Below are 22,427 nucleotides of genomic sequence, written 5' to 3' on the forward strand. Positions count from 1 at the left end.
GAAGATCGAAATGACGCCCGCAGCGCCCGCCGACCCGCTGTTCACGGGTCTCCCCGAACGTCTGCGCGTCTTGCACCGCCAGGGCGACGCCACGGACCTTCCGGCCGGGGCCACCGTGTTGGCCACGGGCGGCCGTTCCCCTGCGCAGGCGTTCAGGATCGGCGGTTCGGCATGGGGGCTGCAGCTCCATCTGGAGGCCGATGGAGCAGGGGTGTACGAGGCGCCGGTCGACGCCTGCGCCGCGCTCCCCGAGGACGCGGCCATGGCCCGGGGCGAAGCGGCCACGGTCCCGGATCTGGTCGAGTCCTTCCCGGGCCAGGTCGCATCCGCCACGGACCTCGTCGAGGCCGCTCCGGCGGAACCGCCCGTCCTGGACGCGTACTGCGACGGCGTGTTCGGGCGCTTCGCCGCCCTGGTCGCCGACCGGGCGGCCCGGACCGCCAACAACACCTTCTTCACTCCTCGGGCCGCCACGTGGGAGGAGCGTTTCGCCGCGGACGGCCCCCGATACACGGCGGCCGTGGCCCGGATGGGGCTGCGTCCCGGTCAGCGTGCCCTGGACGTGGGCTGCGGCACCGGCCGCGCCCTGCCCGGGCTGCGGGCCGAGGTGGGCGCGCGGGGTGTCGTCCTCGGCGTGGACCTCACCCCCGCGATGCTCACGGCCACGGCGAAGGAAGGGCGTACAGGCATCGCCCGGCTGCTCCTGGCCGACGCCTGCCGACTGCCGCTGTGCGACGGTGCGGTGGACGGCATCTTCAGCGCCGGCCTGGTCGATCATCTCCCCGATCCCGCGGCGGGACTGGGCGAATGGGCCAGAGTGACGGCCCCCGACGGTGTCCTGCTGCTCTTCCACCCGTCCGGCCGGGCCGAGCGAGCCGCCCGCCACGGCCGCCCGCTGGATCCGGCCGATCCCTTGGCCGAGGAGAACCTGCGGCCCGCGCTGCACGCCGCCGGGTGGTCCCTGACCTGCTACGAGGACGCTCCGCGGCACTTCCTCGCCCGTGCCGTACGCGGTGAGCGGACGGGCTAGAACACCGGCAGCGCCAGCAGCGTTCCCGCGTTGAGCACGAAGAGCCGGTTCCCGTCCCCCGCGGTCGAACGGTTCTGCCCGCCGGTGAGCGGGTAGGTCTGGGCGACGCCGCTGGTGGAGCGGGGAAAGCCCGTGACGCCGGTGTCCCGGCTCTCCACCACCCATACGCTGTCCGCCTGAACGACCGGAGGCTGCCAGGGCGGCGCCACTCCCGCCACGATCACCGGGCTGTTCGCCTCCTCGCCGTTCGCGCGGAGGTAGCGCAGCGCATCGCCGTCCAGGACGAACACCACCCCGCCCGCGACGGTGGGCGGGCCCCAGCCGTACGCCCCACGCTCCACGTCGCGGTGCGGATTCTGGCTCCACAGCTCCTTGCCGTCGCTCGCGCGGATCGCCGCGAGGGTGTGGCCGCCGAGGAAGACCGTGCCGCTCTCGACGGCGGGGGCCAGGGCCGCCGTGGCCTGGCCCTTGCGGACCCACGCCTTCGCACCGTCGCGAGTGTGCACCGCGAGCACGTCGCCGGAACCGCTGCACACCACCAGGACGCCCGAGCCGAGCGCCGCCGTGGGACGCCCACCGGTCAGCGGCAGGGGAGGGCGCCGGGTCCACCGCACCCGGGCGTCTGCCGTCGCGACACAGCGCAAGGCCCCGTCGGACGTCAGGACATAGACGTGGTCGGCGTCGGCCGCCAGCAGGGCGCTCGCCTTCACGTCGGCGGTCCACATGGGGGCGCCGGTCGAGGCGACGTAGGTGCGCAGCACCCCGTCCGCGTCCGCGGTGGCCACCAGGCGTCCGGCGATGGAGAGATAGCCCGCGTCGGCGTGCGCGTCGCCCGCCCGCCACCGCTGCTTGCCGTCCGTGACCCGATGAGCGGCGATGCCCCCGCCGGCCGCCGCGCACACCACCACGTCCCGCACCGGAAGCGGAGGCGGTGATCCGGCGTCCGCCACTCCCGGAAACGGGCCCCACAGGAGCTGCGGTGTCCCGGTGTCGGTGCCGAGTTCGGCGGGCTTCGCCTTCGCGGCCGGCGGCACGTCGAAGGGGTCGGACGGGGCGGAGGGCGTGTCGTCACCGGAGAGCCACCACGCGGTACCGCCGGCGCCGGCCGCCAGCAGACCGCCGGCCCCTGCCAGGGTGAGCAGGAGACGTCGGCGTGAAGGGCGGGCGCGGTCCGCTCCCACCGTGGACGGGGACAGCGGCGGGGGGCCGGCCCGCCCGCCCTCGCCGACCAGCCGCCGGGCCACGGCCTCCCGTTGCCGGATGTCATCGGCCAACGGCCCGGCCTTCCACAGCCGTTCGGCGCCACGTGCCGGCCGGGCGGCATCGGCGACCTGCTCGGGACTCGGGCGGACCGCCGGGTCCTTGGCCAGGCACGGTGCCACCAGGTGGCGCAGGGGTTCCGGCACCAGCTCCAGGTCAGGGGTGCCGTGCACCACCTCGTACAGCACCGCCGACACCTCCGCGCCCGTGTACGCGGGCCGGCCGCCCGCCGCGAAGGCGAGGACCGTGCCGAGCGAGAAGATGTCCGCGGCCGGGCCGACGCGGCGTCCCAGCACCTGCTCGGGCGCCCCGTATCCGGGCGTGACCGGGATCTGCCCGGTCCGGGTCAGCGTCAGGCCGTGCTCGGGGCGGGCGATCCCGAAGTCGATGATGCGCGGGCCGCGTGAGGTCAGCACGACGTTGGACGGCTTCAGGTCGCGGTGGACCAGGCCGGTGGCGTGGATGTCCCGGAGCGTGTGGGCGAGGGAGCGCGCCAACTCCCGCAGCGGGGCGTCACCGAACGGCCCGAACCGCCCCACCGCGTCGTCCAGGGTGGGGCCGGCGAGGAACTCGGTGGCGATCCACGGCCGCCCCGACTCCAGCTCCGCGCCCAGCACCCGCGCGACGCCCTCGCTGGTCACCGCACGTGCGGTCTGCGCCTCCCGTACGAAGCGCCGGGCGAGATGTTCGTCGCCCGCCAGCTCGGGCAGCAGCACCTTGACCGCCGCGGGTTCTCCCGCCGCGTTCCGCCCGAAGTACACCTTTCCCATACCGCCTTCGCCGAGGACGCCGACGACGCGGTACGGGCCGAGGCGGAGTGGGTCGCCGGGGCCGAGCGGTTTCACGGTGATCTCTCCTTGATGGTGGGGCGCGGGGCCGGCGGCGCTCAGGCGAGCGGCAGGGCGAAGGTCTGTCGCTCCTCGCGGACGTACAGACGGCCGCGGCCGTGGTCGGCGGTCAGCACGGTCGCCGTGGTCTCGTAAGTCCAGACGGCACGGCGGGTGCGCAGATCCACCGCGCGCAGCCCCTTGTCGTCGAGGCTGTAGACGTACTTCTCGCCGACCACCGGGGGTACGTCGCGATTCAGCCGCCGGCCCGTCAGGCCCTTCTCCAGCCAGTTGAGGCTGCCGGTGGCGGCGTCGACGGCGACGATCCCGCGGTCCCCCTCCGTGCAGTAGACGACACCGTCGCGGAGGGCGGGCGAGCCGTACAGTCGGGCCTCGCCCGCGCTGCCGCCGACATTGCGGCGGTCACCGAAGAGCCATCCGATGCTGCCGTCGGAGACCTTGCCGGCCTCCAGGACCTTGTCGCCGAGGTAGACGTGCCGTTCGTCGTGGACGAGCGGGCTGGGGAGCTTCTCGTAGGAGGGCCCGGAATTCGACCACCGCTTCTTGCCGTCGGCGAGGGCGTGGGCCGACACATCCAGCGAATGCATGAACGAGTCGGCCTGGTACAGGAGGATGCGGTCCCCTTCGACCGCACCGCTGACCATCGGCGGTTCGTACCGGTCGGTGGCCGCCTCCACCGGGCTGCGCCAGCGTTCCCGGCCGGCGCGCAGGTCGACGGCGACCAGATACCAGCGTTTGCCGGAGGCGGCGCGCGCGACCAGGTACGCACTGTCCTTCACCACGCACAGCAGCTGATTGCGGGGCTCGTCCCCCGCGAAGGCCGACAACTCGACCAGGGGTTTGCCGGGTTGGCCGTCGGTGGGGTCGAGCTCCCACACGGCGACCTTGCCGCCCTCGTCGTGCTCGCGCAGCGCGTAGACCTTCGTGCCGTCGGTGGCCGAACGCCACGGGTCGGCGATGTTCGCCTGCCAGGTGGCCTCGCCGCTCTCGGGGTTGATGCCGGACAGCACGATGCCCGCCGGCACCGCAAGGCCGTGCCCCGCCAGTCGCACCTCGCCGCGGCTCTCCGGGCAGCGGATGAGGCTTGTCCACAGCCGGGACGGTGCCTTCACCTTTTTCGCCGGGCCCTCGTCGTCCGTGCCACCCGTGCCGCCGCGGCTGCCGAGCCAGGCCCAGACGCCACCGCCCGCCAGGCCGGCGCCGGCGAGTGCGCCGCCGCCGGTCACCGCCAGCATCCTGCGCCGCGACATGCCGGGGCGCGCCGGCACGGTATCCGGCACCGTCTCAGGGGGCGGGGGCGGCAGCCGGTGCGGCGGCTGCCGCCAGACGTCGTCGCCGCGGCGCGCGATCTCCCGCAGCACGGCGTCCGGCAGGACATCCGCGAACCGGTGCGGGCCGACGCCTTCCACGAGCGTTTTGGCCAGCTCGGCGGTCGTCGGGCGGTCGGCCGGGTTCTTGGAGAGGCAGCGGGACAGTACGGGGACGAGCTCCGGCGGGACACCGCCGAGGTCCGGTTCTGCGTACCGCACGCGGTAGAGCAGGTCGGTGGGCTGTCCGGAGCCGAACGGGCCGTGCCCGGTCACCGCGAAGACGAGGACGCCGGCGAGCGCGAAGACATCGCCCGCCGCCGTGTGTTCGAGGCCGGCGGCTTGCTCCGGCGACATGAAGGCGGGGGTTCCCACGGCGTCGCCGACGTGCGTGAGCGGCACCTCGCCGACCGCACGGGCGATACCGAAATCGATGATCTTCGGACCCGCTGCCGTCACCATGACGTTGGACGGTTTGAGGTCGCGGTGCACCGCCTCCGAGCCGTGCAACTGCTCCAGCCCCTCGGCCAGTGCGGCGCCGAGCACCCGCACGGCGGCCGCCGGCAGCGCGCCGCCGACGCTCACGGCGTCGTCCAGCGGCGGACCGAGCACATACTCCGTCGCCAGCCAGGGCATGGGCGCCGACGGGTCGGCGTCGTGGACCGCGGCGCCGTGACGGCCGCCGATGACGCGCGCGGCGTCCGCCTCCAGCTGGAAGCGGGAGCGCAGTGCGGTGTCCGAGGACAGTCGGGCGTGCAGCGTCTTGACGGCCACGGTGCGTCCACCGGCCGTTCGGGCCAGATAGACGGTGCCCATGCCGCCGCTGCCGAGCCGGGCCAGCAACCTGTAGGGCCCGACGGAGTGCGGGTCGTCGTGAAGAAGAGCGGACAGCATCGGTTCAGCGCACCTCTGCGGGGAGTTCCGTGGCGAGCGCGCTCGCCGCCTGCTCGGACAGCGCCGCGACGACGCGGCCCGGCAGCGGCACCGTCGCTGTCCCCTCGGCATGAGTTCCGTACGCGGCGCCGGGCGCCAACTCCGCCAACATCCGCGCAGGTTCGGGCCGCGCCGCCGGGTCCCGGGACAGGCAGGCCGCGATCAGCGGACGCAGCCCGGCGGGGATCTCGTCCCGCTCCGGCACGGTATGGCCGGTCGCCGCATACGCCAGAACGGCGCCCAGCGCGTGCACGTCGCCGGGCACATCGACCGCTCCGCCCGCGGCCTGCTCGGGCGCGAGACAGCCCGTGTCGAGGCCGGGCAGCCCTGCCCGCGGCGTGCCGTCGGGCGCCGCGGCGCGCACCGCACCGAAGCAGGCCAGCAACGGCCCGTACGCGGTGAGCAGGACGGACGCCGGGCAGATGCCGCCGTGCACCACGCCCAGGACGTGCGCCGACGCCAGCGCCTCGGCAAGTGCCGCGCCCAGGACGCGCACCGCCCCCTCGGGCAGCGGTCCGCCGTGCGCGCCGAGAGCCGCGTTGAGCGGCAGGACGGGACGGTAGGGCGAGGCGTGCCAGGGAAAGGCGGCGGTGCCGCCGAACTGCGCCACCGGCCAGAACCCGGGTTGCGTCAGCCGGTTGGCCCACTGCGCCTCGGCCGCCCAGCGGACCGGGTCGGCGCCCGGGGCGGGCAGGCTCACCAGGACGGTGCGCGCCCCGTCCGCACTACGCGCCAAGTAGCGGCGCTCGGGCACCGTACGCGCCTCGGCGGCCGAGTCCAGTCGCGCAAGCGTGACGTATTCACCGATCCGCGGTGGATCGTCCTGCCGCAGTCCCTCCATAGCCGTCCCCCTCAGCTACTCGTATCAGTATGTGAGCCTAGCGGCGGCCGTCACGGCACCGACCCGGGGGTCGGTTACGGGCCTTGGGCCCCGCGCGCCCTCAGGAGGGCAGGGGCGAGGAACGGCAGCGGCAGACAGTCGAGACGCATCCACCGGCATGCGAAGGACCTGACCGGGCACCCGGCAGGAAGGTCCTCGACCCAGGGAGTTTCTCGTGCTGGTCATAGGCATCGTCGCCGTCTGTGTCGTTCTTGCCGTCCTGGCCTTCCTCGTGCCTCGCCTGTCACGCCACCCCGAACGCGGGACCCGGCGCACCCTGGGAGCCGGTTCGCGTGTCGGAGGCAAGGCTCCCGGGATCCTGGGGCGGATCCTCAGCAAGTCCTTCCGCAGCAGCTCCAAGGCGGTGGGGCGCAGCGGCTCCGCCGGGCGACGCGCCCGAGGCCACCTGCCGTTCTAGAGATCCCGACCCCGTCGGCGGGTGCCCGCAAGGTGTCCGCGGGATCCTTCGACGGCCGGGGCGGTCGGCTGGATCACCAACTCTCGCCGCCACCGAACTCGTCGCGCTCACCGGCCGACGGCCACCTGTCCCCCCTCACGCCGCCGCATGGGGACCCGTCGCGCCGCCTATCCCCTCATCGGCTGCCCGCTCCGCCGGGCCGCGGTGGATCGGTGTCCGCGAGCCTGTCAGGGGAGCGCCCGTACCGCCGTTGCGTGCGGCGACGATCTCGGCCGCGATGGACAGGGCGGTCTCCTCGGGCGTGTGGGCGCCGAGGTCGAGGCCGATCGGCGAGCGGAGGCGGGCGAGTTCGCGCTCCGTGACGCCGGCCTCGCGGAGCTTGCGGTTGCGGTCCTCGTGGGTGCGGCGCGACCCCATCGCGCCCACGAACGCGACAGGCAGCCGCAGTGCCTCCCGCAACAGGGGGACGTCGAACTTGGCGTCATGGGTGAGCACGCACAGGACGGTACGGCCGTCGGTCTCGGTGCGCTGGAGGTACCGGTGCGGCCAGTCGACCACGATGTCGTCGGCCTCCGGGAAGCGGGCCCGCGTGGCGAATACCGGGCGGGCGTCGCAGACGGTGACGTGGTAGCCGAGGAACGCGCCCGTACGCACCAGAGCCGCGGCGAAGTCGATGGCACCGAAGACGATCATGCGGGGCGGCGGCACGCTGGACTCGACGAACACCGCGAGTCCCGCGTCGCAGCGCGACCCGGTCTCCGAGACGTCGAAGGTGCCGGTACGGCCGGCGTTCAGCAGGGCGCGGGCCTCCGCAACCGCTGTGCGGTCCAGCTCCGGGGACCCGCCGAGCCCGCCTTCGTAGGAACCGTCGGGGCGTACGAGCAGCGCTCTGCCGAGGAGTTCGGCGGGCCCCCGGGCCACGCGGGCGAGCGCGGCGGACTCGCCGTGGGCGGCGGCCACCAGCGCCGCCGCCCACAGTCGCCGTTCGTCCGGCGCGTCGGATCGCACCGGCGTGACCAGGACCTCGATGACCCCGCCACAGGTCAGCCCCACCGCGAAAGCGTCCTCATCGCTGTATCCGAACCGTTCGCGCGCCGTCACGCCGTCCTGGAGCGCCTGGGTGCACAGGTCGTACACCGCACCTTCCACGCACCCCCCGGAGACCGAGCCGATGGCCGTGCCCTGGCGGTCGACGGCGAGGGCGGCGCCGGGCCGGCGCGGCGCACTGCCGCCGATGGCCACGACCGTGGCGACGGCGAAGTCCCGGCCCTGCTCGACCCATCGGTTCAGCTCTTCGGCGATGTCCAGCATGTCGGTCTCCTCCTGTTGGGTGGGCCGGCGGCGCCGGCGGCAGCTCCGCCGGCGCCGTACGGGCTCATCCGGCGGCGGTCCCGCCTCCCGCCATCAGGACGCGGTCGGGCCGGATCGGCAGGGCCCGGTGGCGTACCCCGGTCGCGTGCCAGACGGCGTTGGCGATCGCCGCCGCGGCACCGACGATCCCGATCTCGCCGATGCCCTTGAAGCCGACCGGGTCGTCCGTGTCCGGGTCGTCCACCCAGTCCGCCTCGATCAGCGGTACGTCGGCGTTCGCGGCGAAGTGGTAGCCGGCGAGGTCGGCGCCGACGTGCCCGCCCGACGCCTGGTCCCTGATCGCCTCCTCGTGCAGTGCCATGGAAAGGCCCCAGGTCATACCGCCGATGAGCTGGCTGCGCGCGGTCAGCGGGTTGACTATCCGGCCCGCGGCGAAGATGCCGAGCATGCGCCGGACCCGTACCTCACCGGTGGTGACGTCGACGGCGACCTCGGCGAACTGCGCGCCGAAGGAGTGCCGTTCCTTCTTCGAGAGCGCGCCCACGGCCTCGGAGGTGTCCGACCGGGCGGTGATCCCCTCCGGTGGGATGTCGCCGCCCAGGGCGAGTTGTTCCCGCAGCTCGGCCGCCGCTGCTGTGACCGCCCAGGCCCAGGAGCGGGTGCCCATCGAGCCGCCGGCGATCATCGCCTGGCCGAAGTCACTGTCCGCGATCCGGGTCCGGATACGGCCCGGCTCCACCTCCAGCGCGTCCGCGGCGATCAGGGTCAACGCGGTCCGGGCCCCGGTCCCGATGTCCGCGGCGTTGATCCGTACGGTGAAGGTGCCGTCGGCCTCCGCCGTCACGGCAGCGGTGGACGGCATGGCCATCACAGGGAACGAGGCCGCCGCCGTACCGGTCCCGATCAGCAGGCGTCCCTCGTGGCGCACGCCGGGGCGTGAGTCCCGGCCCGCCCAGCCGAACCTGCGGGCGCCCTCTTCGAAGCAGGTCAGCAGATTGCGGCTGCTGAACGGCAGCCCGGAGAGGGGACCCGTGTCCGGTTCGTTGCGTGCACGCAGCGCGATCGGGTCGATGTCGCACTTCTCGGCGAGTTCGTCGAGCGCGCACTCCATCGCGAACGAGCCCGGCGCCTCTCCCGGCGCGCGCATGTATGTCGGGGTCGGCACATCCAGCGGCACCACTCGATTGACGCTGTGGTGCGCGTCCGCGTCGTACATCACGCGCCCCACATTGGCGCTCGCCTCGACGAACTCATGGATGGTGGACGTCAGGTTCTGGGCCTGGTGGTCGAACGCGCGCAGCCGCCCGTCGGTGTCGGCGCCGAGCCGGAGCCGCTGCGCGGTGGGGCTGCGGTAGCCGGTGACCGAGAACATCTGACGGCGGGTCAGTACGACGCGGACCGGGCGGTGCAGAACAGTCGTGGCCATCACGGCACACACCTGGTGCACGCGGAGTCCCTTGGACCCGAAGCCGCCGCCGACATGCTCGGACCGCACGCGCACCGAGGCCGGATCGAGGGAGAACAGATTGGCGAGCTCCGCCGCCACCCACATCGTGCCCTGATTGGAGTCGACGACGTCGAGCCGGCCACCCTCCCAGCGAGCCGTCGCCGCGTGGGGCTCCAGCATGGCGTGGTGCTCTTCGGGCGTGCTGTACTCCGCGTCCACGACAACGGCGGACGCGCTGAGTTCGGCCTCCACGTCCCCCTTCTCCGCGACGGAGTTCTCCGGCGTGTACGTACCGGGACGTCCGGCGGAGAACGCCACGTCGTGCGGCTCCTCGTCGTACCGGACCACCAGGGCCTCGGCGGCCTCCCTGGCCTGCTCGGAGGTCTCGGCGACGATCAGCGCCACCGGCCAGCCCGCGTACGGCACCCGGTCCTGCTGGAAGACCCCGAGGGTCGGGTCGGGCCGCCCCAACAGGCCCACGTAGTCGGTGTCGACGCGCGGGGCGTTCCCGTGGTGCAGGACGGCGAGCACACCCGGCATCGCCAGCACGGGGTCGGCCTCGATGGAACGGATCCGGCCGCGGGCAATGGTGGACAGCACCAGCCAGCCGTGGGCGAGTTCGGCGAAGGGGATCTCGCCGGCGTAGCGGGCCGCTCCGGTGACCTTGGCCAGTCCTTCGAGCCGGGTGTGTGAAGTGCCGACGGCGCCTGCGACCGCGGTCGTTCCGGTCGTCGTGGTCATCGGGCGGCCTCCTCGGTCAGCTCGGTCAGCACGGCTACGACGAGGTTGCGCATCAGGGTCACCTTGTATCCGTTGTCGGGCAGTGCCTCGGCCGCTGCGAGTTCGGCGTCCGCGGCGGCCGCGAACGCCTCGGCGCTCGCCGGACCCCCGGTGAGAGTCCGCTCGGCCTCCCGGGCCCGCCATGGCCGGGAGGCGACCGCCCCGAAGGCCAGGCGCACCTCGTGGACGACGCCGTCGCGGACATCGAGGGCGGCGGCGATGGAGCCGATGGCGAAGGCGTACGACGCGCGCTCTCGCACCTTGCGGTAGCGGGAGGTGGCGGCCACCGGAGCCGGCGGCAGGGTGATACCGGTGATCAGCGCACCGGCCGGCAGTGCGGTCTCCAGGTGCGGGGTGTCGCCCACCGGGAGGTAGAAGTCCTCGATCGGAAACTCGCCGGGCCCGTCCGCGGTTTCGTACGTGACGACCGCATCGAAGGCGGCCAGCGCGACGCCCATGTCCGAGGGGTGGACGGCCACACAGTGCGCGGACGCGCCCAGGATCGCGTGGTTGTGGTGCTCACCCTCGATCGCGGGGCAACCGCTGCCGGGTACACGCTTGTTGCACGGCTTGCTCAGATCGGGGAAGTATCCGCAGCGAGTGCGCTGGAGCAGATTTCCGCCGACGGTGGCCATATTGCGCAGCTGCCCGGAGGCGCCGGCCAGCACAGCCTGGGCCAATGCCGGGTAACGGCGGCGTACTTCGGGGTGGGCGGCGAGGTCGCTGTTGGTGACGGTGGCACCGATCCGCAGGCCGCCGTCGTCCGTGGTCTCGATTCCGTCGAGGGGAAGCTCGCGTACGTCGATGAGCAGCGCGGGCCGCTCCACCCCCGCCTTCATCAGGTCGACGAGGTTGGTGCCGCCGCCGAGGGCGCGTGCGGCGGGATCCGCGCCGAGCAGGGCGACCGCTCCCGAGATGTCCTCCGCGCGCTGGTAGCCGAATTCCCTCATGCCGTCACCTCGGTGTCCGTCGCGCCGGCGAGGTGGTCAGTGCCGACGTGCCCGTGCGGGGACGGAATCTGTGCGGCCCCGTCCTCGGCCGCCCGTGCGACCGCCTGAACGATCGACACATACGCGCCGCAGCGGCACAGGTTGCCGCTCATCCGCTCCCGGATCTCGTCAGCGGTCAGCGGCGGCACGCCCGCTTCCGGCCGTACGTCGGCACTCGCGGCGCTGGGCCAGCCCGCCGCGTGCTCCTCGATCACCGCGATGGCGGAACAGATCTGGCCGGGTGTGCAATAGCCGCACTGATAGCCGTCCAGGTCGAGGAAGGCCTGCTGCACCGGATGCAGCCGCTCGCCCTCGGCCACGCCCTCGATGGTGGTGATCACGCGCCCCTCCGCGGCGACCGCGAGCTGGAGGCAGGAGACCGCTCGGCGTCCGTCGAGCAACACCGTGCAAGCACCGCATTGGCCTTGGTCGCAGCCCTTCTTGGTGCCTGTCAGATCAAGGTGCTCGCGCAGTGCGTCGAGCAGGGTGGTGCGGTGGTCGACGGGCAGGGAGTGCTTTTCGCCGTTGATGTTCAAGGTGATGGCGCTGGACGTCGATAGGGCCATGATCAGCCTTCTTTCGCGTAAGTGTGCGCGGCGGGCGGCAGCCCTGGGGCCGAGGTCGTCGGCCGGGAGGCCGAGCTGTCACTGTCACGCGGGAGCGGGAGCGTCGTACGGGACGATCCCGGCGGAAGTACGGGAGGAGAGATGGCGCTGTGCGTAGGGCGGCGGGAGCCGGGGAGACCTGCGGGTCATGCGGTGGCACGCGGTCGGTCGCGCGGCCGCCACCTGTCCCCACCGGCCAAATCTGCCGCTATGGTGGACCCAAGCGGACAGCTGTCCGCCAGTCGTCAAAACTACCGGACAGTTGTCCGGTTAGCAAGGCCGACTCATCGCAGAACCATCCGTGAGTCCCGTGCGACGCGTGATTCCCGGAAGGAGGACACGTGGCCCCGGCAGAAGACGCGCCACTGCGCTCGGACGCGCAACACAATCGCGAGCGCATTTTGGAAGCGGCACTGGAGGAGCTGACACGGTCGGCCGACGCGCCGCTCAGCATGATCGCGAAGAAGGCCGGCGTCGGACAGGGAACGCTCTACCGCAACTTCCCCAACCGCGAGGCACTCGTGCTGGAGGTCTACCGCTACGAAGTCCAGCAGGTCGCCGACAGCGCGTCCCAACTCCTCCGGTCCCGCGCGCCCGACGATGCCCTGCGCGAGTGGATGAACCGCCTCGCCCAATACGCCATGGCGAAGGCGGGTCTTGCCGACGCGATGCGCCAGGCCAGCGCGCAGGGCTGCCTCGCCGGAGTGGGCCACGGCTCGGTCACCTCGGCCGTCACCCTCCTGCTGGAAGCCAACGAGGAAGCCGGGACCCTCCGCCCGGGCGTGACCCCCGACGACTTCATGCTCGCCATCGCCGGCCTCTGGCAGATCAGCCCGCACGGCGCCGACTGGCAGTCGCGCGCAGAACGCCTCCTGGACCTGGTCATGGACGGCCTCCGCGCCGGTGCGCCCGGAGCGTGAGCCGCGCGGCGCCGGTGCGACCGGCGCGTTGCCGACCCAGGTGCGCCGCAGGCCGGCCCTGCGGCGCACCCCCCTTGCGGTCACCGGCCCGATGAGGCGTCCACCGTCGACAGGGCTCCCAGCGCCTCCGGCAGCGCCCGGGCATGCACCACGCCCAGCCGTTGTGTGGCCCGGGTGAGCGCGACGTACAGGTCGCTCGGCCCCAGCTCCTCCGGCTCCACCACGATCACCGTGTCGAACTCCAGCCCCTTGGCCTGCCGGGGATCGATCAGCACCACCGGGCTGGTCAGGTCCGGCGAGGAACCGGCAGAGGCGTCCGGAAGCGCCGGCAGGAGGGCCTCGTGACGGGAGCGTGAGGCGATCACCGCAAGGCGGCCGTCCTCCCGGGCCTCCCGTGCGACGGCCTCGGCGACTGCTTCCGGCAGGTCCTCGGCGCGCTGAGCCCAAGGCAGTACACCGGTGGACCGGATGGAGCGCGGCGGCTCGAACGAGGCGTCGCCGGCCCGGGGGACCGCGGCTGCGACCTCCATGATCTCGGTCGGCGTACGGTAGTTGACCCCGAGCCTGACGTGCTGCCAGCGGTCGTCGACATACGGCGCGAGGACCGCCTCCCACGAACCGCAGCCACCCGGTTCCGCGGTCTGCGCGGGGTCACCGACCAGCGTCATCGAGCGGGTGGGACACCTGCGCATCAGCAGCCGCCACATCATGGCGGACAGCTCCTGCGCCTCGTCCACGATGATGTGGCCGAAGGCCCATGTGCGGTCGGCCGCGGCGCGTTCGGCGGCGCTGCGGTGATCGGCCTCCTCGTGCCGGTCGGCGAGCAGCTCAGCATCGACCAGGTCGTGTGCGGCCAGCACCTCCGAATCCTCGTCGTCACGGTCCTCGAACTCCTGCGTGCGCGAGCCGTAGGAGAGGTCGAGCACGCCCTGCGCGTAGGCGATCCGCTCCTGGCGTTCCGACTCGGCGGCGGCCTGCGCGGCGGAGTCGTCCTCACCGAGGAGCTCGGCGGCCTCGTCCAGCAGGGGCACGTCCCCCGGCGTCCATGCGCCGTCCGCACGGCGGATCGTCTCCGCTTCCGCCTCCGGGAGGTGGACCGGTTCGGCGAGGAAGTCGGCGACCAGCTGCTGCGCCGTGAGGGAGGGCCACAACTCCTCGATGACGCCGTGCACGTCGCGGCTGACGGCGACCGCCTTGCCGAGCTGGGCGAGGTCGTCGGGGCCGAGGAGGTTCGGCCCGCCGAAGGGGTCCGCGCCGATCCGCTCGGCCAGCTGAGCGGTGAGTGCGTCGATGACGTGGAACGCGAAGTGGGGACGGGCCAGATTGTGCGGCAGCCCGGTGTCCCGGGCCCGGCGCCGGGCCTCGCCCACCATGTCCGCGTCCAGCCGCAGCTCACCGTCCTCGTGGTCGACGACGATGACCGGGTCGGGCAGCGTCTGCCGGTCCCGGACGTAAGCCGCCAGCGCATCCGCCATCGCCGCGCCGCCCTTGACCTCGGCGGCCCGAGCGGTGTCGGTTCCCGTCGCGGTGACCCCCGGGAAGAGTTCGGCGGGGGAGGCGAGCAGGACCCCGGTCTCGCCGAGCGAGGGGAGCACCTCGGCGATATAGCCCAGGAACGCCGGGTTGGGCCCGACGATCAGCACGGCACGCCGCGCCAGCTGCTCCCGATGGGCGTAGAGCAGATACGCGGCACGGTGCAGCGCGACGACGGTCTTCCCGGTGCCCGGGCCGCCCTCCACCACAAGGACACCGTGATGCGGGGCGCGGATGATCCGGTCCTGTTCGGCCTGGATGGTCTGCACGATGTCGTGCATCCGCCCGGTGCGCGCCGCGTCCAGCGAAGCGAGCAGTACGGCGTCCGCGTCGGAACCCTCGTGGCCGGTGCGTTCGGAGTCGGCGAGGTCCAGGATCTCGTCGTGCAGGGCGGTGACCCGGCGGCCCTCGGTCGTGATGTGGCGTCTGCGGCGCAGGCCCATCGGAGTGTGCCCGGTCGCGAGGTAGAACGGACGGGCCACCTCCGCCCGCCAGTCGATGACCAGGGGCGTACGCTCCGCGTCATCGCGCCGGATACCGATCCGGCCGATGTGGTGGTCCTGGCCGTCACGGAACGCCAGGCGACCGAAGCACAGACCGTTCTCCCCGGAGTCGAAGGCCGCGAGCAGGCCGGCCTGCTCCGCCACCAGCACATCTCGCTCCAGGCGCGCCTGAAAGGTGCTCACCTCCTGCGGCAGGGCTCCCCGCACCGCCGCCTCGGCTCCGCTCCGCAGCTCGGCGAGACGCCCGTAAAGCAGATCGAGGAATTCTTGCTCGCTCTGTATTTCCGTGTTTGACAATGCAGCTCTGCTCCGATACTATTTGAAATGAAGATGAGGGTTCTGTTTTTGGCAAGTTCAAAACATAGAAGCCCCAAATATACGCAGAGATATACCCCGGCCGTCAATTCGGTGCGGGGTATTTTTGTCGCGCGGTGCGGGGGCGCGACAGGTCCGCCGTGGGGGCGGGGGCATCGGGTCGCAGCCCCCGATGCGTACAGGTCGGGGCAGGAGCGGGTTCTACGGACGATCCCCGCTCGACAAGAAGCCCCGCCCTACAGCTGACGTAGGTGGTCACGCAGCCTACGGGCGGCCTGCGCCATGAGGGCGTCGGCTCCGGGCTGGGTACTGGCCGGGACGATCGATTCGGTGAGAACGGCGATGGCGAAAGCCTGGCCGTCGGAGTGCTCGACGACACCGATCTCGTGGCGGAGATTGAGGAGCGTGCCCGTCTTGGAGGACCACGTGGTGGCGTCGGAGCTGAAATCCGGGGCGAGCCGGTGCCTGAGCACATTGTGGGCCATGAGATCGCGCACGCGCGCCGCCACTTCGGAGGGAATCTTCGATGGCGTCCACAGCGCCTGGAGCAGCTCGACGTAGGCACGTGCGCTCCCGGTGCTGGCGCGGGTGGTGTCGAGCTGCGGCACCCGGTGACCGCGGCCGGTGGTGCCGGCGTCGATGGCGAGGGTCTGGGCGAGGTGGGCCTGTGCGGCGTCGAAGCGCTCCGCGGGCGTGTCGGACAACTCGCGCATGCCGTGCCGGATGGTGAAGCCGCGCAGACCGAACTCCTGGAGGATGTCGGTGACCCGGCCGGGCGGGGTGAGCTCGAACAGTGCGTCGGCGGCCGTTCCGTCGCTCACGCAGGTGCTCAGGTAGAGCAGGTCGTCGATCGCGATCCGGGCGGGGTGCCGAAACCGGCTCAGCCCGGTGGGGCCGGGCGTGGTGATCCGCCCGGGTTGCACGTCGAGGACCGTCGCCCCGTCCAGCTCGCCCCGTCGGATCCGCTCCGCCGTGGCCAGCGCGAGCGGAACCTTGACCAGCGATGCCGAAGGCAGCTCGGTGTCCGGCTCGATTCCCAGCTCCTCACCCGTGTGCAGATCCCGCACGAGCGCACAGCACCGCATGCCGCCGTCGTGCAGCTCCCGCTGGATGTCACGAATCACCGTCGCTGAACTCACGCCGCCGTCCCGTCCGCACCGGCTGCCCGGGGCTCCGCGCTGAGGCAGCGGGCGATGGCGTCGCCCAGCCGCTCCGTGAGGTCCTGCGGATCGCCGTCCGCGGCGGCGAGGGCGAATCCCCGGCCGAGTGCGATCTCTCCGATGGGCCGCCAGGTCAGGGCCAGTTCGTCGGCCTGTGCGGGCGAGCACAGCAACAGGTCGCGGGTGCACAGGACTTCTGCGGCCGCGGACGTCAGGTCGTCCGCGGTGACGAGCTGCGCCGGCCGCAGACCCACCGCGTCGCGCAGTCGCGTCAGCGGGTCACGGATGTGCGGCACGTCGTCCTCCGGTTGGATCCAGATACGGCAGGCAGGGCCGACGGAGACTCGTCCGACACGCAGCGTTTCGAGGTAGACGCGCTTGACGCCGGGATCCTGGGCACTCGCCAGCCCGAGCGGCACCGACCATGCCGCCTCGTCCGGAGGCACTGCCAGCAACGCGGCACGCACCTGCTGCGAGTGCAGGAGTTCCCTGCGCCGAGCAGGCGACGTCACCCGCAGATCGAGTGTGACGCCATGCCCCCGGGCCTCGGCGACGAGGTGTGCGAGGCCGGCGGTGGAGCAGGTGCCGGGCACCGCGAGCCGCCACGGCTTGCGCTTGGCGGCTTCCGCCTCGTCCAGCAGCACATCGGCCGTCTGCACGAGCTGTCGGGCGGCCGGCAGCATCGCCCGGCCGAACGGGGTGAGGACGGCCCGTCGCGACGTGCGCTCGAACAACCGCTCACCGAAGCGTTCCTCCAGGGCGGCGACGCGACGGCTGGCCACCGACTGGGACATCCGGGCCGCGTCCGCGCCGACGGTGAAACTGCCGTACTCGCTGACGCTCACAAACGCACGGCACGCCCCCAAGAGATCCACAACCAGGACCCTATGCCAGATCGGCATGGAAGAGCGCATGAGGGTATTGGACCGCATCACCCGGCGCAGGTGAGGGTGCTTGCCACACACGACCACGCAACGGATGGGGTGTGCCACCCCATCCCCTGTGCGCCCTGCATACGGGGCACCCGGAGGTTTGGACCATGCAGCACACTCGCGCCAGGCGAGCCGTTCTCGGTGCGTTCGTCGCGCTCGCCCTCGTCCCGCTCGCGGCTTGCGGCGAAGGCGATTCCCGCGCCTCGTCGTCCCCGTCCGCGACGAAGGGACCGAGCACGGACGCGAAGCCGTCCGCCCGTGAGTTCAAGGAGCTCGAGCGCAAGTTCGACGCGCGGCTCGGCGTCTATGCCGTCGACACCGCAACAGGACGCGAGGTGGGCTACAAGGACGGCGAACGGTTCGCCTACGCCTCCACGTTCAAGGCACTGGCCGCCGGTGCCGTGCTGCGGAAGTACTCCCTGAACGGGATGGACCGGGTGATCAGGTACTCGAAGGACGACCTGGTGGCCAACTCTCCCGTCACCGAAAAGCACGTCGAGACCGGGATGAGCCTGGGAAAGCTGTGCGACGCCGCGATTCGATTCAGCGACAACACCGCTGCCAACCTGCTCTTCGAGGAGCTCGGCGGGCCCAAGGGGCTCGATGCCGCACTCGCGAAGATCGGGGACGACGTCACCAGGATGGAGCGCATCGAGCCGCAGCTGAGCCAATGGGACCCGGGCAGCACGCGTGACACCAGCACGCCCCGGGCGTTGGTGAAGGATCTGCGCGCGTATGTACTCGGAGACGTCCTCGGCAAGCCGGAACGCGCACAGCTCACGAAGTGGCTGAAGACCAACACCACCGGAGGCGAGCTCATCAGGGCCGGGGTGCCCAAGGAGTGGGTGGTCGGCGACAAGACGGGAATGGGCAGCAACTACGGGATCCGCAACGACATCGCCGTGGTGTGGCCCCCTGGCGCCGCACCCATCGTCATCGCGATCACGACGAACCGCAGCGAAGAAGGCGCCGACTACGACAACAAGCTGATCGCGGAGGCGGCATCCGTGGTCGCCAAGACGATGTCGTAACAGCATGCGGATGTGCCGCGGCGGGGGAGTGGGTGGGCGATGACCCGGCCGGGCTGCCGAGGGGGCGGTGTGCGACGGGCCGGGCAGCCGTGGGGCTGCCCGAGCCGAATGCCCGGCCCGCCCGGCAGTGAGGTCGACGAGGCTCAGGCCGAGAGCGCCGGCTCTTCCCACTCGGCGTCATGCGCGCAGGCGGCAGCGAGTTCGTCCATGGACACCTCCAGCACCGTCGCCAGAGCCGCCACGGTGAAGAAGGCGGGAGTCGGCGCCCGCCCGGTCTCGATCTTGCGCAGCGTCTCCGCCGAGAGCCCCGCCGCGGCGGCCACCTCCACCATGCTTCGGTCGCCGCGCGCCTGCCGCAGCAGCGCCCCGAACTGCTCTCCGCGCTGACGTTCCCACGGAGTCAAAGGAGTTCTCACCATGCCCGTGATTCTACCGGTATAAGAATTGGCTACAGGTGCGTGAGCAAGGGAGCTGCGGCGGCGCGCTCACCTCTCCTCGGATGCCAGCCCTCCTTCGCGCCCACCCCCTTTCCCGCGGTGATCTGCACCGCGGTGAAGGGGGACGCGCTGGTGCACGGCGTCCCCACCGACTACCGCTTGCGCGACGGGCGACCTGGTCAGCGTCGGCTGCGGCGTGGCGTCGGACGGCTGGACCCTGCTCACCACTGACGGCAGCCGAGCGGCGCACATCGAGCGCGCCGACGCGATCGCCGAGGACGGCCCCGCATTCTGACCCTGCCCTGACATCGGGAGACCGCCAACTCACTTAACCCACATCGTTGTTCACGCACATGCGAAGATGAGGCGATGTGGTCACGACTGCCGTTCGGTGACAAGTTGCGGAGCGAGCTGGGCTCACCTCGCAAGGCTCGGCGGCTGGGCAGCAGTCCGCGATCGCGGGTATGGCGGGTCGAGGTGTCCGGAGCACCCGTCGTGGTCAAGCAGCTCATCGACGCCCCTGAGGCCGCCGAGAGGTATGCCCGGGAGTGGGCAGCGCTCAAGCTCTCGGCTCACGTCGATCCGCCCGTCGTGCCGAAGCTCCTGGCTGCCGATCCGGATGAGAGAGTTCTGGTCCTGGAGTACTTGGAGCATCAGAAGCCCCGCGAGGACTGGGTGGTCGACTACGCCGCGGCGCTGGCCCGGCTCCATGCGTCCACCAGCGCCGACGCCGCGGGGGCCCTGCCCGTCTGGTCCGGCCCGACTCATGAGGACGTCGCCTCCTTCCTCGGGCTTGCACAGGCGCTCGGCGTCACGGTGCGCCCAGGGGTACGGGACGAGTTGGACGGCCTCGTGGATCGCCTGGGCAGTGCGCTTGGCCATGCCCTGCTGCATGGCGACCCTTGTCCCGGTAACGACATGCATACCGGCGACGGCATCAGGTTCATCGACTTCGAACAGGCGGCACTGGGCAACGGGCTCGTGGAACTCGCCTACCTGCGCATCGGGTTCCCGACCTGTTGGTGTGTCACTGCCCCGACGCAGCCGCTGCTGGACGCGGCGGAGGCCGCCTACCGCGTCGCCTGGCGCCAGGCGACGGGCGCCGATGTCCAGGACGGTCTCACCGACGCATGCGCCGGCTGGTTGCTGCGCGGTGATGCGCTGGTCCAGCGTGCCCAGCGCGGGACGACCGATCACCTGGCCAGGATCCCGAACCGCGATTGGCGCTGGGGCACAGTGACGGCCCGGCAGCGGCTCCTCCACCGCCTCGGAGTCATCAGCCGGATAACCGCCGACGGTGGAGACCTGGTGGGTCTGGGACATCTGGCCGCGGATGTGCGCAAGGGCATGCTCACCCGCTGGCCCAAACTCGAACCGCCGCCCGTACGACGTCCGTGAGGGGCTCGCCTCGCCATTCCTCAGGCGAACGAGCGGCTACTCCTCACTCCTGCTCCGCGCCATCAGCGCCGTGGGGTAGGAGGGGGAACAGCCGACTGATGAGGGCCACCGGTCGAGCGCCTTCGGGCCGGGCCAGTGGGCGTTGTTCGCGGTCCTGATAGGGCGCGAGCGCACGTCGGATCACATCGGCGACCCGGCTCATCTCTTCGGGTGTCAGGTAGGCGATGGCGCTGAACGCTTCGTCGTGGCGCCACTCGTGGGGCGCCTTGCCGCGTTGGGCGAGCCATCGCTGCCAGCTCTCGTCCTCCAGCCCTCGGGCCAGGTCGCCGAACGGCTCCGCTGCGGGCCCGCCGGCATCGGGGGCGTGCTGCCGCAGACGCCAGGGGCGTGCGCGGCCCCCGCTGCGGGGGGCTTCTTCGATGTACCCGTGACGCGCGAGCTGCCGTAGGTGAAACGAGCAGAGGCCAGAGCTGTGGCCGAGCCGGGAGGCGGCTTCGGTCGCCGTGACGGCGCCGACTTCGGCGAGCAGGCCCAGCAGGGCTGTGCGGACTGCGTGCTCACGCAGTTCTTCGCCGGTGCCGGTGCCCGCATCGGCAGTCCGGTCGTTTGAGGCGTCCAGGTCATCTTCAGTCACTTTGCAAACTCTGCTACTTTGCAAAGAACTTGGCAAGCAGTCCTTGCTGAAGACATCGCTGCGGTGACCTCCGCGGCATCTATGGCCTGCGCGACAGGGGGAGACAGCCATGACCGTTCATCACGAGCGGCTCCGTCCCGTCGACCGGCGAGTCCGTGTGCAGGGCCGCCCCGTCGACACCTATCCGGATCTGCCACCGGAGGCGCAACGGGGTGCGGTTCGCAGGGTCACGGTGGTGGGCGAGGAGGTGCTGAGCCGTCCGTGCCGGGAGGTGACCGGGTTCGGAACGCCGGAGCTTTCGGCGTTGATCGACGACATGTTCCTGACCATGTATGTGGCCGACGGCGCGGGTCTGGCTGCCAACCAGGTTGGCGTCGACCTGCGTCTGTTCGTGTACGACTGCCCGGACGACTCCGGGATCCGGCATGTCGGTCACATCGTCAACCCGGTTCTTGACCTCCCCGATCCGGGCAGCCGCCGACTCGTTGACGACTCCGAGGGCTGCCTGTCCGTGCCCGGTGCCGCCATGGCCGTTCCCCGCACCGATCGTGCGGTCGTCCGCGGGTACGACCAGGACGGCGACCCTCTCGTCATTGAGGGGACGGGGTACTTCGCCCGATGCCTGCAGCATGAGAGCGACCATCTCGCCGGCCACACGTACCTGGACCGGCTCTCCAAGCGCGACCGCAAGGAGGCCCTGCGGCAGATGGAAGTTCGCCAGGAGGATGTCTTCGCCCGGCGCGCGGCCAAGGCAGCCGATCTGGATCGGTAAGGCGCCCCGCCGTTGGGTGCCGTCCTGCCCCCTTCACCATCACTTTCGCCAGAACAGGTGATGCGTCACGCCGCTCGGGCTGGGCACGACATCGAGGTGGAACCGGTCGAGCAGTTCATCGGGTGATTCCCAGAGTCGTGATCCGGATCCGAGCGGAACCTGCGAGACCACCACATGCAGGGTGTCGACGAGGTCGGCGTCGAGGAACTGCCGGATGGTGGTGGCCCCGCCGCCGAGCCGGACGTCCTTGCCCTGGGCGGCTTCCCGCGCCCGCGCCAGAACCGTGGCCGGGTCGTCGTCGACGAAGTGGAACGTGGTGTCGGAGAGCGTGAACGACGGACGCTTGTGGTGGGTCATCACGAACACCGGGGTGTGGAACGGGGGCTCGTCACCCCACCAGCCGCGCCATTCATGGTCCTGCCAGGGCCCGCGCTGGGGCCCGAACTTGTTGCGGCCCATGATCTCCGCGCCGATATTGCGCGGGTAGTCCCGCGTGAAGTAGTCGTCGAGACCGCGGCTCCCGCCGGGTTCGGTGCGCATGGGCCAGCTCGCCGTGGCGCCGGCCCAGGCGAAGATTTCCCCGGGATCGGCGTCGCCGAACGGTCTCTCCAGGCTCTGATGCTCACCGGCCCCGAACCCGTCACGCGAGACGTTGAAGTTCTGGACTCTCAGCAGCTGCTCCACGTGTTTCCTCCTGGTTGTCGACAGAGGTGAGACTGCGCGGGCCGGGCAAATTCATCGCCGCGCCCGGGTGCGGTGGGCGGGAGGGGGCCCGTAGCGCCCAGACCCTGCCTCGTTCCGGTCGGGTAGCGGCGTCCGGCTCGGGACCAGACCACCACCCTGCTCCCCTGACGCCACGTCGGATGTACGCCGCCCATCCAACCCGGCCCGATCTCCCGAGCGCGACCACCAATCCGGCGAATGGTCGAGGTCAGATGGCTGTGGAGGGTGCGGCCCGGTTTCTTTCGCCCCCCAGGTAGGCGG

Annotated in this window: 19 protein-coding genes and 1 pseudogene; 7 read left to right on the plus strand and 13 right to left on the minus strand. The window is 71.7% G+C overall.

What is annotated here, in order from left to right; genetic code table 11:
* Positions 1–10 precede the first annotated feature (10 nt).
* Positions 11–1,030 carry a methyltransferase domain-containing protein gene (locus tag QOM21_RS34690; protein WP_407555058.1) on the plus strand — a complete coding sequence of 340 codons (1,020 nt, stop codon included), beginning with the start codon at positions 11–13 and terminating at the stop codon, positions 1,028–1,030.
* On the opposite strand, the gene QOM21_RS34695 is transcribed toward QOM21_RS34690, so the two are convergent.
* Genes QOM21_RS34695 through QOM21_RS34705 form a run of 3 tightly spaced genes read right to left on the minus strand, consistent with a single transcriptional unit; the run spans position 1,027 to position 6,219 of the window.
* Entirely contained in the window at positions 1,027–3,135 is a 2,109-nt protein-coding gene (locus tag QOM21_RS34695; RefSeq protein WP_407555059.1) for a protein kinase domain-containing protein, read from the minus strand. The two genes, QOM21_RS34690 and QOM21_RS34695, sit on opposite strands and share 4 nt — an antisense overlap.
* A 41-nt stretch (positions 3,136–3,176) precedes the next feature.
* Positions 3,177–5,339, minus strand: a complete 2,163-nt coding sequence (locus tag QOM21_RS34700; RefSeq protein ID WP_407555060.1) for a protein kinase domain-containing protein — start codon at positions 5,337–5,339, stop codon at positions 3,177–3,179.
* Between the two features lie 4 nt (positions 5,340–5,343).
* The gene (locus tag QOM21_RS34705) at positions 5,344–6,219 is read right to left on the minus strand and encodes a serine/threonine protein kinase (protein WP_407555061.1); all 876 of its coding nucleotides are present in this window, start codon (positions 6,217–6,219) and stop codon (positions 5,344–5,346) included.
* A gap of 214 nt (positions 6,220–6,433) precedes the next feature.
* Here QOM21_RS34705 and QOM21_RS34710 point away from each other — a divergent pair, with 214 nt between their 5' ends.
* Positions 6,434–6,676 carry a DUF6411 family protein gene (locus QOM21_RS34710; RefSeq protein ID WP_407555062.1) on the plus strand — a complete coding sequence of 81 codons (243 nt, stop codon included), beginning with the start codon at positions 6,434–6,436 and terminating at the stop codon, positions 6,674–6,676.
* A gap of 135 nt (positions 6,677–6,811) precedes the next feature.
* Here QOM21_RS34710 and QOM21_RS34715 read toward each other — a convergent pair whose 3' ends face one another.
* The 4 genes from QOM21_RS34715 to QOM21_RS34730 all read right to left on the minus strand — a co-directional run bounded on the left by QOM21_RS34715 (position 6,812) and on the right by QOM21_RS34730 (position 11,769).
* On the minus strand, positions 6,812–7,987 hold the full coding sequence (locus QOM21_RS34715) for an XdhC family protein (protein ID WP_407555063.1): 1,176 nt from the start codon (positions 7,985–7,987) through the stop codon (positions 6,812–6,814).
* A 64-nt stretch (positions 7,988–8,051) separates the two neighbouring features.
* Entirely contained in the window at positions 8,052–10,175 is a 2,124-nt protein-coding gene (locus QOM21_RS34720; protein WP_407555064.1) for a xanthine dehydrogenase family protein molybdopterin-binding subunit, read from the minus strand.
* Positions 10,172–11,164: an FAD binding domain-containing protein gene (locus tag QOM21_RS34725; protein ID WP_407555065.1), complete on the minus strand. Its 993-nt coding sequence runs from the start codon at positions 11,162–11,164 to the stop codon at positions 10,172–10,174. The genes QOM21_RS34720 and QOM21_RS34725 overlap by 4 nt, the downstream gene beginning before the upstream one ends.
* Entirely contained in the window at positions 11,161–11,769 is a 609-nt protein-coding gene (locus QOM21_RS34730; protein ID WP_407555066.1) for a (2Fe-2S)-binding protein, read from the minus strand. The genes QOM21_RS34725 and QOM21_RS34730 overlap by 4 nt, the downstream gene beginning before the upstream one ends.
* A 380-nt stretch (positions 11,770–12,149) precedes the next feature.
* On the opposite strand from QOM21_RS34730, the gene QOM21_RS34735 reads away from it, so the two are divergent.
* A complete protein-coding gene (locus QOM21_RS34735; RefSeq protein ID WP_407555067.1) occupies positions 12,150–12,728 on the plus strand; it encodes a TetR/AcrR family transcriptional regulator in 579 nt (192 codons plus the stop codon).
* A gap of 80 nt (positions 12,729–12,808) precedes the next feature.
* Here the strand turns inward: QOM21_RS34735 and QOM21_RS34740 are convergent, their stop codons facing one another.
* The 3 genes from QOM21_RS34740 to QOM21_RS34750 form a co-directional block, all read right to left on the minus strand.
* Complete coding sequence (locus tag QOM21_RS34740) at positions 12,809–15,046, minus strand: HelD family protein (RefSeq protein WP_407555990.1); 2,238 nt, start codon at positions 15,044–15,046, stop codon at positions 12,809–12,811.
* 269 nt (positions 15,047–15,315) lie between these two features.
* A complete protein-coding gene (locus QOM21_RS34745) occupies positions 15,316–16,164 on the minus strand; it encodes a serine hydrolase (protein WP_407555991.1) in 849 nt (282 codons plus the stop codon).
* Between the two features lie 50 nt (positions 16,165–16,214).
* Positions 16,215–17,141, minus strand: coding sequence for a LysR family transcriptional regulator (locus QOM21_RS34750; RefSeq protein ID WP_407555068.1), 927 nt, complete (start codon positions 17,139–17,141; stop codon positions 16,215–16,217).
* Positions 17,142–17,278: 137 nt separating this feature from the next.
* Here QOM21_RS34750 and bla point away from each other — a divergent pair, with 137 nt between their 5' ends.
* Positions 17,279–18,202, plus strand: a complete 924-nt coding sequence (gene bla, locus QOM21_RS34755; protein ID WP_407555069.1) for a class A beta-lactamase — start codon at positions 17,279–17,281, stop codon at positions 18,200–18,202.
* A gap of 143 nt (positions 18,203–18,345) precedes the next feature.
* On the opposite strand, the gene QOM21_RS34760 is transcribed toward bla, so the two are convergent.
* Positions 18,346–18,621, minus strand: coding sequence for a helix-turn-helix domain-containing protein (locus QOM21_RS34760; RefSeq protein WP_407555070.1), 276 nt, complete (start codon positions 18,619–18,621; stop codon positions 18,346–18,348).
* 54 nt (positions 18,622–18,675) lie between these two features.
* On the opposite strand from QOM21_RS34760, the pseudogene QOM21_RS34765 reads away from it, so the two are divergent.
* Positions 18,676–18,856, plus strand: a pseudogene (locus tag QOM21_RS34765) (M24 family metallopeptidase); the annotation flags it as partial.
* A gap of 152 nt (positions 18,857–19,008) precedes the next feature.
* On the plus strand, positions 19,009–20,037 hold the full coding sequence (locus QOM21_RS34770; RefSeq protein WP_407555071.1) for an aminoglycoside phosphotransferase family protein: 1,029 nt from the start codon (positions 19,009–19,011) through the stop codon (positions 20,035–20,037).
* A 43-nt stretch (positions 20,038–20,080) separates the two neighbouring features.
* On the opposite strand, the gene QOM21_RS34775 is transcribed toward QOM21_RS34770, so the two are convergent.
* Entirely contained in the window at positions 20,081–20,671 is a 591-nt protein-coding gene (locus QOM21_RS34775) for a winged helix-turn-helix domain-containing protein (RefSeq protein ID WP_407555072.1), read from the minus strand.
* Positions 20,672–20,780: 109 nt separating this feature from the next.
* Here QOM21_RS34775 and def point away from each other — a divergent pair, with 109 nt between their 5' ends.
* A complete protein-coding gene (def, locus tag QOM21_RS34780) occupies positions 20,781–21,443 on the plus strand; it encodes a peptide deformylase (RefSeq protein WP_407555073.1) in 663 nt (220 codons plus the stop codon).
* Between the two features lie 39 nt (positions 21,444–21,482).
* On the opposite strand, the gene QOM21_RS34785 is transcribed toward def, so the two are convergent.
* Positions 21,483–22,127, minus strand: coding sequence for a dihydrofolate reductase family protein (locus tag QOM21_RS34785; protein ID WP_407555074.1), 645 nt, complete (start codon positions 22,125–22,127; stop codon positions 21,483–21,485).
* Positions 22,128–22,427: the final 300 nt, after the last annotated feature.

It is taken from the genome of Streptomyces sp. Pv4-95, from assembly GCF_045782725.1.
Taxonomy (GTDB): Bacteria; Actinomycetota; Actinomycetes; order Streptomycetales; family Streptomycetaceae; genus Streptomyces.